Annotated in this window: 6 protein-coding genes; 3 read left to right on the top strand and 3 right to left on the bottom strand. The window is 27.1% G+C overall.

Annotation, left to right across the window (positions count from 1 at the left end; all coding sequences use genetic code 11):
• Positions 1–152 precede the first annotated feature (152 nt).
• Positions 153–2,225: a DNA gyrase subunit A gene (locus WJW32_RS13510; RefSeq protein WP_340259208.1), complete on the bottom strand. Its 2,073-nt coding sequence runs from the start codon at positions 2,223–2,225 to the stop codon at positions 153–155.
• A gap of 15 nt (positions 2,226–2,240) precedes the next feature.
• Entirely contained in the window at positions 2,241–4,211 is a 1,971-nt protein-coding gene (locus tag WJW32_RS13505) for a DNA gyrase/topoisomerase IV subunit B (protein ID WP_340259206.1), read from the bottom strand.
• Positions 4,212–4,554: 343 nt separating this feature from the next.
• Here WJW32_RS13505 and WJW32_RS13500 point away from each other — a divergent pair, with 343 nt between their 5' ends.
• From WJW32_RS13500 to WJW32_RS13490, 3 genes are read left to right on the top strand one after another with little or no spacing between them, the layout of a single operon-like run.
• Complete coding sequence (locus tag WJW32_RS13500) at positions 4,555–9,408, top strand: nicotinate-nicotinamide nucleotide adenylyltransferase (RefSeq protein WP_340259205.1); 4,854 nt, start codon at positions 4,555–4,557, stop codon at positions 9,406–9,408.
• 16 nt (positions 9,409–9,424) lie between these two features.
• Positions 9,425–10,678, top strand: a complete 1,254-nt coding sequence (locus WJW32_RS13495) for a lactate/malate family dehydrogenase (RefSeq protein ID WP_340259203.1) — start codon at positions 9,425–9,427, stop codon at positions 10,676–10,678.
• A gap of 24 nt (positions 10,679–10,702) precedes the next feature.
• A complete protein-coding gene (locus WJW32_RS13490) occupies positions 10,703–11,749 on the top strand; it encodes a flavodoxin family protein (RefSeq protein ID WP_340259201.1) in 1,047 nt (348 codons plus the stop codon).
• A gap of 32 nt (positions 11,750–11,781) precedes the next feature.
• Here the strand turns inward: WJW32_RS13490 and WJW32_RS13485 are convergent, their stop codons facing one another.
• Complete coding sequence (locus tag WJW32_RS13485; protein WP_340259199.1) at positions 11,782–12,267, bottom strand: GNAT family N-acetyltransferase; 486 nt, start codon at positions 12,265–12,267, stop codon at positions 11,782–11,784.
• Positions 12,268–12,514: the final 247 nt, after the last annotated feature.

The following is a 12,514-nucleotide window of genomic DNA, read 5'->3' as shown; positions in this document are numbered from 1 at the left end:
CTAACGCATGGCTCATGTCGCCAACGAGCCCTCCGGGCTTCGTTGCTCAAAATAGTTGCAAGTGTAGATTTTTAATAAATGTTATCTATTAGATTCAAAATCATATAAGTTCCTTAGAAATTAAAAAATACGCCATGGCATGGCGTATTTTTTTAATCTAATATTTTAACATCAGTCATATGACTTCTCTTTCCAAGCTTTAAAACTTCTATACCTTTAGAAGTCTTAGTAGATTGAAGCTCTATATCCTTAGTATTTATAGTAGAGAATTTTTTATTATTTTTATAAAGTTCTAAATCAACATCATCCTTTATAAAAAGCATACGAACAAGTTCTGACTTATCAGAATAAGCTTTTACTAACTTTCTTCTATTAGTCTTAGTCTTATAATTTTCAATATGAGTTTTAGCTATTTTTGCATCCTTAAAGCAATAAAGCATATACCCTTCATAATTATTAGAAAGACACATATATATAATATTTTCATCTTCTTTTAACTTTAATAAATTAGTTAAATACTCCCCTAAAGAACTAGCTTTACAATCAGCAATCTCATAAACTTTTAATTTATATAAGTTCTGTTTATTTGAAAAAAGAAGAATCTCTTCCTTATTATTAGCATTTATTTTTTGTATTATAAAGTCCTCATCTTTAAGCTTTTGCTCTGAAAAAGATCTCAAAGAGGCAAGAGATATCTTCTTAAAGTAATTTTCATTAGTCAAAAATAATTTAACATTATAGTCATCTATTAAATGTTCATCTTTTATTTCTTTTATATCATCACCACTTATTATTTCTGTTTTTCTAGGTTTTTTGTATTTTTTAGAAACCTCTTTTAAGTCATTTATTATTATATTCTTTATTTTTTTCTCACTTTGAATTGTTTCATTAAGATTTTTTAAATCAGACTGTAAAGTCTTTATATTGTTTAACTGCTTTAATATATATTCATTATTTAAATTTCTAAGCTTTATCTCAGCTATATATTCAGCCTGAATTTCATCTATGCCAAAACCTTTCATCAGATTAGGTATAACCAATTTATCCTCTTTAGTATTTCTAATTATATCAATAGCCTTATCTATATCAAGAAGAATCTTTTCAAGCCCTAAAAGAAGATGAAGTCTATCTGTCTTTTTCTCTATATCATATTCTAGATATCCTTTTATACATTCTACTCTAAAATTAATCCATTCTTTTAAAACGCTCTTTATACCTAATACCTTTGGCTGTCCATTTATTAACATATTAAAATTACAAGAGAAACTATCTTCAAGAGTAGTCATCTTGTAAAGCTTATTCATAAGTAAGTCTACATCTGTGTTTCTTTTTAAATCAACAGTTACCTTAAGACCATTTAAATCCGTTTCATCTCTGACATCTGCTATTTCTTTTATTTTATTTTCCTTGACTAAATCTATTATCTTATCTATTATAGTCTCTATATTAGTTGTATAAGGAATTTCATATATTTCTATGCAATTATTTTTTTTGTCATATCTATACTTAGCTCTTAATTTAAAACTCCCTCTTCCGGTTTCATATATCTTTCTCATTTGATCTTTTGAATATATTATATATCCACCGGTTGAAAAATCTGGAGACTTTATATAATCACTTATATCAATATCTTCATTTTTAATATAATTAATAGTAGCAGTACATACTTCTTCCAAATTAAAGCTACATATACTACTCGACATACCAACAGCTATACCTTGATTTGCATTTACAAGTACATTAGGATACGTTGTAGGTAAAAGCACAGGCTCCTTTAAAGTACCATCATAGTTATCTACAAACTTCACAGTATTTTTATCTATATCCTTAAAAATTTCTTTGCATATATCGTCTAATTTTACCTCTGTATATCTAGGTGCTGCAAAACTCATATCCTTAGAATATTTTTTACCAAAGTTTCCTTTAGAATCTATAAACGCATGAAGTAGCGAATCATTTCCTCTTGTAAGCCTAACTAACGTCTCATATATTGCCATATCTCCATGAGGATTCAACTTCATAGTCTGTCCAACAACATTTGCCGACTTTGTTTTATTTGAATTTAAAAGTCCCATTTTATACATAGTATACAGTAACTTTCTATGACTAGGTTTAAACCCATCTATTTCAGGAATAGCTCTTGATACTATTACACTCATAGCGTACGGCATATAATTTTCTTCTAGTGTTTTTGTAATATTTTGTTTTTCTATATTTTCAATCATAAATCTTCACTCCCCTTAACTAACATCTGTCACATCCATATAGTTATGTCCATACTCAGCTATGAATCTTTTTCTTTCTTTGATATCGTCCCCTAGTAACATATCAAATACAAATTGTGTTTTTTCAACATCTTCAGGAAGCACCTGAATAAGTCTTCTACTTTCAGGATTCATAGTAGTTTGCCACATCATCTCAGGCTCATTTTCTCCAAGTCCCTTTGACCTTTGTATAGTATATTTACTCTTTATCTTAGATAATATATTATTTTTTTCTTTTTCATTATAAGCAAAATAAGTTTTTCTCGATGTATTTATTTCAAATAATGGCGATTCAGCTATATATACCTTTCCTTGTTCTATTAACATAGGTACGAGTCTATAAAGCATTGTAAGTATAAGTGTTCTAATTTGGAATCCATCTACATCTGCATCGGTACATATTATTACCTTATCCCAATTTAAATTATTTATATCAAATGTATTCAAATCTTTATTGTGCTTAGACTCTATTTGAACACCACAACCAAGAACCTTTAATAAATCTGTTATTATATCACTTTTGAATATTTTATCATAGTCAGCTTTAAGACAGTTAAGTATCTTACCTCTAACAGGTATTATAGCTTGAAATTCTGCATTTCTTCCCATTTTACAAGAACCAAGTGCAGAATCTCCCTCAACTATGAATAATTCTCTTTTACTAACATCCTTAGTTCTACAATCAACAAACTTTTTTACTCTATTTTTTATATCTATATTTCCACCTAACTGCTTCTTAATATTTATTCTAGTTTTTTCAGCTCTTTCTCTACTTCTTTTATTAACCAAAACTTGTTCACATATTTTATTTGCCTCTAGTTTATTCTCTATAAAATATATCTCTAATTTTTCTTTTAATAAATCAGTTATAGATTCTTGTATGAATTTATTAGTTATAGATTTTTTGGTTTGATTTTCATAACTTGTAATTGTAGAAAACGAATTCGTAACTAATATTAAACTATCCGATATATCTACAAAACTTATCTTTTTCTCCCCTTTGTTGTATTTATTATTATCTTTCAAATACTTATCTATCATATATATAAATGCATTCTTAACTGCCTTATCAGGAGATCCTCCATATTCTAAAAAACTAGAGTTATGATAATATTCAATTAAATTAATTTCATTATTAAAACAAAACCCTACCTGAACTTTAAGTTTATACTCAGGCTTGTCCTCTCTATCTCTACCGCGTCTTTCATCTTCATATAATTGTACACCAGTAAATCCTTTTGAATTGTTTACCTCATCTATATAATCCAAAATACCATTTTCATAACAGTATTCGTAATTATTATCAGTTTCTTCATCATAAATATTGAATTTAAGATTTGAATTTACTATAGCCTGTTTTTTAATTATATCTTTATAATAATCTATATCTATTTTTATATCAGTAAATACATCTATATCAGGCTTCCACTTTATTATAGTCCCTGTATGTTCATAATCACACTTTTCTTTTTTAAGACCTCCTATATTCTCACCTTTTTCAAAATGAAGGTCATACTTATATCCGTCTCTATACACCGTAACATCCATATATTCTGAACTATATTGAGTAGCACAGCTTCCCAATCCATTAAGACCTAAACTAAATTCATAGTTTTCACCTGAATTATTTTTATACTTACCACCTGCATACAATTCACAAAATACTAATTCCCAGTTATATCTATCTTCTTTTTCATTATAATCAAGAGGTATTCCTCTTCCTCTATCCTTTATTATTATAGAATTATCGATACATCTTGTTATTTCAATTATATTTCCAAAGCCTTCTCTTGCCTCATCTATAGAATTTGATAATATTTCAAATACAGAGTGCTTACATCCTTCAATACCATCTGAGCCAAATATTACACTAGGTCTTAATCTAACTCTGTCTGCCCCCTTAAGAGATGATATACTATTATTTCCATAGTCGTTGTTTTTGTTCATATATATTACCACCTTCTATTTTTAATTTCCTATTTTACACTACACAAAACCTATGTTCGTGTCAAGATTATTATTCTATCTATATTGAAATTATATAACTCTCAAGCTATATCTAATATGGATTTAAGATCTAAATTAGCAACTATTTTTGAGCAACGGAGCCCGTTAGGACTCGTTGGCTACATGAGCTATGCGTTAGCATGAAGCGAATTTTTATACATATAATTTAAATTATATGTATTTTACTATATTTAGAGTCAATAATACATAGTATAATTATCTAAAATACTAAAATTCGTATAATGCTACATATCAAATTTTATCGTATGGAGGTGTTTAATTTATGAAAAAAGATATTGTAATAGATATACACAAAGAAATACTAGATTCTATATTAAATCTAGATTTTTCAAATAAGATATCACATTCATTTTTAAAAAATAATATAGACAATTATTTATTTATAGCAAATATAAATAATATGATAAAAAATGAAGACTATACATGTAAATCTATATTAACTCTCTGTCAGAATATATTAGACAATATTCATCCCAATTTAAGTAAATCAGATTGGCTAAACTACACCTACAATATGATTTTATACAAATCATTTCCAGATTCTGTAGAAATAGACCCATCAGATATTTGTGAGTCTATAAAAGTTGCTTGCAATATATATATAGAAATTATTAGAGTATTTTGCAAATACGAAAAGTTATTTAATAATTCAAGCTTTTATATACAATATCCTTTAAATTTCTTATATCAGGACGAAATTGATTCACTTGATACACAATCAGAGTACACTCGTTTTTTAAAATATTTCAATAATGAATACATATATGAAATGATGAAGCTAAACCAAGAAATACTAAATCACAATACACTAGATCACATATGCGGAGTACACCATCTAGCTCTTAATATAGCGAGACAAATAAAAAAAGCTGGAATTCCAATAGACTTAGGAAGAGTTTCTGGAAGTGCTGCTGGTCATGATCTAGGAAAATTTGGATGTAAAAAAATAGAATCAAAACGCGTTCCTTATTTACACTATTATTATACCGATAAATGGTTTAAAAAACATCACATAACATACATTGGTCATATAGCTCTTAATCACTCTGTTTGGGATCTTGAGCTTGAAAATCTATCTATAGAATCTTTAATACTTATATACTGTGATTTTCGCGTTAAAAACAACGATAATTTCCAAATGAGTATATTTAGCTTAAACGAATCTTTTAATATTATACTTCAAAAACTTGATAATGTAGATGATTTAAAGAAAAAAAGATATTCAAAAGTCTATGCAAAGCTTAAGGATTTTGAAAATTATTTAATTCATATAGGTGTAGATTTAGGATATGAAGACCTAAAAGATAAAACAAAAACACCATACTACTCTTTAATAACTGGAAATAAAATAATAGACAACATAAAATATCTATCAGTTCATCATAATATAAATTTAATGCACAAACTTAGAAATGAACATTCCCTTAATTACATATTAGAACTTGCTAGAAGTGAGAATGATGGAGATAATATAAGAAAATATCTTCAAGTTTTTGAAGAGTATTCAACTTATTTAACTCAAAACCAAAAAATAGTAATGCTAAAATTTTTATATGAAAATTTAGTTCATCCTGATGAGGATATAAGAAAACAATGTGCATATTTAATAGGCAATTTAATAGCAGTATTTGATGAAAATTACAGAAAAGAAATACCTAGTGATGTTAAATTAAATAATCCTCTTACTACTAGCTATTCTCTTTTATGCGATTACTTAAACTTATTCATAAATCCAGATCATAAGATAATAGATATTCATAAAAAATGGATAGGATATAATATATCAGTTATGTTTTCTTCATTATTTAGTAATTGTAATGAATCTCAAATCAAAACCTATAAAAATATAGTATTTAAATATTATAAAAAATACTTTAATAAAAATAACAGCATTCAACTTTATCTAATAAATGCAATAAAATATATACCTATAACAGATAATGATTTTGTACTTATAGACTATATATTATCATCTTTGAACAGTAATAACGACAATATAAGAATATCCGCTTTAAACATAATCTATATTATTTTAAATAAAGAAAATAATAATTTCAATTCAAACAAAAGTATAAATGATTTCTTTGAAACAAATATATTTAAATCTACAATATCAGCAGAAAATTTCTTAAAATTTAAAATTTCAACTAAATTAAACTTAAATAATACTACTTTGAACAAGTACAGATCATTTTATTTAAGTGATGAATCTAAAATAGGAAGTGTATTTCTAAGTAACTTAAAAACTTTAACTCCTTGGATTATAAAAAAAATCAATATAGATTTATTATTTGAATATAATGTGAAAAATTTAAACAATATGGCTTATACTGCTATGCATTTTTGTAACTTATTAAAAGTTAGCAGTATAGAAAGTGTTAGAAATACTGCCGGAAAAAATATAATAACAATAATGCCTTACCTCTCACTCGAAGAAAGAAATGATATTTCAATAGAGCTACTTAGGTCTCTTGAGATAGAGAAATACCAATTTAGCAAATATATACCTGATTATTTAGGTGAGATTATACTTTATCTTCAACCAATTGAATTAGATGAAATTATAGATGATTTTACTCAAAAGATAAAACAATCAAACAACCAAATAACATCATTAGTTCTTGAAACCGTAGGGATAACTTTAAAGAATTATCCTAAATACAAGGATAGATTCTCTGAAAATGAAGATATATCAAATAAAAGACTTATAAAAATCTTAGGTATTTTGTTGAATGGACTTGCTCATTATGATTATCATGTTAAGCAAACTTCATTCAAAGTCATAGGAAGACATATATTTGCTTCTAAAAGACTTCATATTGAAAACAAGAAAAACATATTTAAGCTTATAGCTAAAAAGCTGTTGGTTTTAATAGATTCAGTCGAATCAAAGGATATAGTATTTCTTACTAATGCAGCAACCTTAAATCAAGTATATAGATTTATAAATGAATACACATTTGCAAATAAGGATATATCAATAAATATTCCTTCTAAAATAGCTTTTTTTCCAGGAACCTTCGACCCTTTCTCTATTGGTCACAAAGAAATTGCTAAAGCTATACAAAATTTAGGATTTGAGGTTTATCTTTCTGTAGATGAATTTTCTTGGTCTAAGAAGGCTCAACCTAATTTATTTAGGCGAAATATAATAAATATGTCTATAGCTAATGAGCCTAATATTTATTTATATCCTGAGGATATCCCTGTTAATATTTCAAATCCTAATGATTTAAAAATACTTAGTGAGAGTTTCCCTGAATCTGATATTTCTATAGTAATAGGAAGTGATGTAATCCTTAATGCCTCAGCATACAAAAAACCTGTTTCTGATTATTCTATACACAATTTTTCTCATATAATTTTCAAAAGAAATATCAAAGATTCTAATATTCTTGATGATAAGCTTAAGTCTCAAATAGATAATCTTGAAAAAAATGCTATATTACTTAATTTACCCGCTCAATACGAAGATGTAAGCTCTACACAAATAAGAGATTATATAGACGAAGATAGAGATATTTCAGAACTTTTAGATCCGCTTGCACAAAAGTATATATACGAAAAAGGATTGTACCAAAGAGAACCTCAATACAAAGCACTTATGAAAACTATGTCTATAGATATAAATATAGATACTGATATATCTGAAGATTTGATAGACAGAATAGATTTAGAATTTTTCAATGACAATAATTACAATATAAAAAAACTTTATAATAATTTAAAAATGTGTAACACCAAGATCTTATCTATACAAGACTCTAATAAAAATAATAAAATATTAGGATTTTGCTTATTCCATCAATTAAATTGGAGTATGCTTTATAAAGAATTTAAAAATCACAATACATCTGAATACGTACGCCAAAATGTAATAGGAAAAGCAGTTGTAATAGACTATATATCCTGTATAAAAGACTATGAAATAGAAAATTTAGAACAAATATTAATAACAGAAGTTTTATCTTTTTGCATTAAAAGAGACTATACTTATGCTATATACAAGGATAATAATAATTACAGTTTGACTAAATCGGCTCATGACACATTAAAGCTTCAGGGATTTTTAGAAGTATCAGATGAAGATTTAGACCCTATTTACATAGTTAATATGACAAATCCTTGTGTGTTGACCTTGGATGTTGAATCATTTATAAAGACTCCATTTGTAGATAGTAATAACGTAAAAAAAACCATATTGAAATCCAGAAAAAAACTACAAGAAGCACTTAGCGGTATTTATCCTGGAAATCTTGTCTTGTCTTTTGACAAAAAAATTTTATATGAGAATTTAATACGAAAGGTATGTAAGGAAAACAACGTACCACCTATAAGCTTAAAACCTAGAAAACTAGGAGATTCTATGTGTGTTCCATTTGGTAACCTATTAAAAGGAGTTGTAGTCCCAAACACCGTTACTAAATCTCTTCATACAGAAAAATTATTCAATCCTAGCTTGACTGATTTTTCTATTGCTTCATACCCTTACTACCTGGATCTTCAAAGTCAGATTAAAACAATATCATCATTTGATAGAAATGTAATTCTTATAGATGACATTTTGAATAAAGGGTATAGAATAAAAGCTATAGATCCTATATTAAAGAAACAAAATGTAAATGTTAATAAAATTATAGTTGGTATACTATCAGGTAGAGGAAAGGAGCTTATGGATATTCAAGATAGGTCTATAGATTGTGCTTATTTCATTCCAAATCTCAGACTATGGTTTAATGAAAATGCTATGTACCCATTTATAGGAGGAGATACTCTGTGGAGAGGAGTCGCTCCTGAAAGAAATCTAATTCCTTCTATTAATTTGATATTTCCTTATACCTCTTTGTCTTTTGTCAAAAATGCATCTAAAACATCTTTATACGAACTATCAAAAGTTTGTATCCAAAACTCTATAGATATACTAAAAGCTATAGAAAAAGAATACGAAAAGATACACAAACGCAAGCTCACTTTAAATCATCTAGGAGAAGTCTTGAAATCTCCTAGATACGTTGACCACGGTAAAAATATGAATTATGATTTAAATTTAAATCCATCTCATTATTTAGAAAACGACTTAGAACTTTTAAAACGTATGGAAAATATAATAGTTTAGAATTGGAGATGATTAAATGTTTTTTTATAAATTAGATGATAAAGTACTATTTTCAAACTTTAATTACGATTTAGATGAAATATCAGAAACTGAAGCCATGAATAACGAAGATATTATATATTTTTTAAATAAATTAAATCCATTAAACTCAAGAAGAATATTTTGTATATCACATCCTAGTTTACTTTATTTAAAAGAAGAAAATATAAATTTAATAAATATCTGTGATGATTTTAATTGTAACACTCCTCTATGGATAATGGATAAAATAAACGATAGAAAAGTTATGGGCATAAATACAAATCACACCGATTGGAAAGATTTAATAAATCATACTTTCCCCAAATCATGGAAAGTTAACATAGTAGGTCTTGGTGATGTAGGATCTACTATGTTGATAGGTCTTAAACTTTTAGGTGGAGATACTATAAACTCTATAGGTTTATACGGATTAAATAAAGACAATCTTCAAAGATTAGAGTATGAGATGAACCAAATAATAGATCCGTTTTCTGAAAAGTCTATGCCCCAAGTAAATATAATAGAAGAAGATGAATTGTTCAACTGTGATATGTTCGTATTTTGCGCGTCAAAAGGCATACCTCCTGTGGGATCAGAGGTGTCAGATGTTAGAATGATTCAATTTGAAGAAAATGCAAAAATAGTCAGTCACTACGCAAGAAAAGCTCGTGATTCTAGTTTTAAGGGAATTTTTTCAGTGGTATCAGACCCTGTTGATCCACTTTGCAAGGTTGCATTTATATCTAGTAATAAGGATGAAAATGGAAATTTAGATTTTCTTGGTCTAAGTTCAGATCAAGTCAGAGGATATGGTCTTGGAGTTATGAATGCCAGAGCTATATATTATTCTAAAAAATATTCTAATACAGAAAATTATATAAATGAAGGAAGAGCATTCGGACCTCACGGAAAAGGTCTTATAATAGCCAATAGTATAAATAACTACAATGAAGAATTATCTCTAAATCTCACTAATAAAGCTATAAATGCAAATATAGACGTTAGAAATACTGGATTTAAACCTTATATTGCTCCAGCTTTATCATCAGCCGCTCTATCACTTATAAATACTATGAAGGGTAATTGGAACTATAGCTCAACTTATATGGGAAATGTTTTTATAGGATCTAAGAACAGATTGACACAATCAGGAGTCGAAATAGAAATGCTACATCTTCCAGAACAATTGTTGAATAGAATAAAGAATACTTACAAAGATTTAAATGATATAGATTGCTTCAAATTCTAATATTTAATCGAGGGAAGTGTTATTATGGATACTCTTTATATTGTAATCCCAAGTGCATCAAAAGCATTCAAATCATTTATATATAGTCTAACTAATGATTTAAATACTGTATGGATTGAAGATGACTTAAACTTACCCGATCTTAGAAATAAAAAAATATTATTTGCATTAGAAATTGATGATTGTGGGTTTAACAATACTTTATTCTCTATAATATCTAAATTATATAAAAAAGGGAAAAACTCTTTAAGTAATTCAAGTGCAATATTAATAGTTCAAAGTCCAAATGAATTATACACAAAGAGTTCATCTCAAAATATAATATTTCTACTAAATCAAATAGGGTGTTCATTCATTGGACACCCCCTAATTGAAGCTACCAAAGATTTAAATAACTTTATGACTTGGAAAAAAAGATTAAGACTTGAGCTTGATAATATATATTTTCATCTATCTAAAAAACTAATTAAAAATTTTATGAAAAAACACTACAAAACTATAGAAACTCCAAATATACTAGCACTTCACGCAAGCTCTTATAAAACATCTAATACATTGATGCTTTGGAATATGGTGAAAGAAAATCTAAATAACTGCACAATAAACGAATTTCACGTTGAAAACGGAACAATAACAGATTGTAAGGGATGTTCTTATATAGCATGTAAACACTACAGCGAAAACGACAGTTGTTTTTACGGAGGAACTATAACCAAAGAGCTCTTACCTAGCATAAAAAAAGCTGATTGCATAATATGGATATGTCCAAACTACAACGACTCTATATCAGCAAAACTTATGGCAGTTATAAATAGACTCACAGTTCTTTATAGAAAAATGAACTTTTATGACAAAACCATATTTTCTATAATAGTATCTGGAAATTCAGGAAGTGACTCAGTAGCAAAACAACTTATAGGGGCTTTGAATATAAACAAAGGCTTTCATATGCCACCTAATTTTTCTTTAATGGCAACAGCAAATGATCCAAAGAGTATACTAAATGTAAATGATATAGATTCAAAAGCAAAAGAATTTGCAAATCATATTATGAATAATATAAAAAAATAGAAATAAAGCGATTAAATTTAATCGCTTTATTTCTATTTTTTTATTCTTTTTACTTCATAAATCATTTTCATATCTACCTCTTCGTAGTGACTATCATCTAACGCTACTTTTTTAAAACCTAGTTTTTTATATAGTCCAATCGCAGCTTTTAATTTGCTATTTGTATACAAAGCTATATTTTTGTATCCTAAATTATATGACTCCTCAATAGCTTTTTCCATTAATCTTCTCCCTAGCCCCAATCCTTTGAAATTACTATCTACTGCTAGTTTTAAAATTTCAACCGTTTTATCTGATATCGGACGTAAACCAACAGTTCCTATTATTTCTTCTTTATTTGTTCTTAACAAGTAAACTTTTCCATTCTTATCTAAAATTTCTCTTTCAACATTTTGAATTATTATCTCATCCTTATCCTCCAATAAGTCATACTTCAATAACCATTTCATATTAAGATTAATATATTCATCTTTATACTTTCTATCGTATTCAATAATTTCAATTGTATTATTTTCCATTATGCCCTCCTACTACTTCTAAGTTTAGATTTCCTATATTATCCCTCTGTTTATATTTGCCCTATTTAACTACTTTTACTCTATCTCTAACAATTCAGTTATTCATAAATGCATAAACTAAAAAATAAAGGTCATTGAAATATTAGCTACCTAGATTTCGTACAAACGAAATCTGGGTTATTTTTTTAGGGTCTGTGGGTTATTAAAAACTATCTATACAAATACCGCGAATACAACGATATTTTGA

It is taken from the genome of Tepidibacter sp. Z1-5 (assembly GCF_037844525.1).
GTDB lineage: Bacteria > Bacillota > Clostridia > Peptostreptococcales > Peptostreptococcaceae > Tepidibacter_A.
Note: the sequence above shows the minus strand (reverse complement) of the source record. Positions and strands in the feature narration are given on the sequence as shown.

What these genes read in the sequence shown, in the direction of transcription:
- WJW32_RS13505 (WP_340259206.1), bottom strand. Translation starts at nt 4,211, where the DNA reads ATGAACAAAAACAACGACTATGGAAATAATAGTATATCATCTCTTAAG.
- WJW32_RS13495 (WP_340259203.1), top strand. Translation starts at nt 9,425, where the DNA reads ATGTTTTTTTATAAATTAGATGATAAAGTACTATTTTCAAACTTTAAT.
- WJW32_RS13490 (WP_340259201.1), top strand. Translation starts at nt 10,703, where the DNA reads ATGGATACTCTTTATATTGTAATCCCAAGTGCATCAAAAGCATTCAAA.
- WJW32_RS13485 (WP_340259199.1), bottom strand. Translation starts at nt 12,267, where the DNA reads ATGGAAAATAATACAATTGAAATTATTGAATACGATAGAAAGTATAAA.
- WJW32_RS13500 (WP_340259205.1), top strand. Translation starts at nt 4,555, where the DNA reads ATGAAAAAAGATATTGTAATAGATATACACAAAGAAATACTAGATTCT.
- WJW32_RS13510 (WP_340259208.1), bottom strand. Translation starts at nt 2,225, where the DNA reads ATGATTGAAAATATAGAAAAACAAAATATTACAAAAACACTAGAAGAA.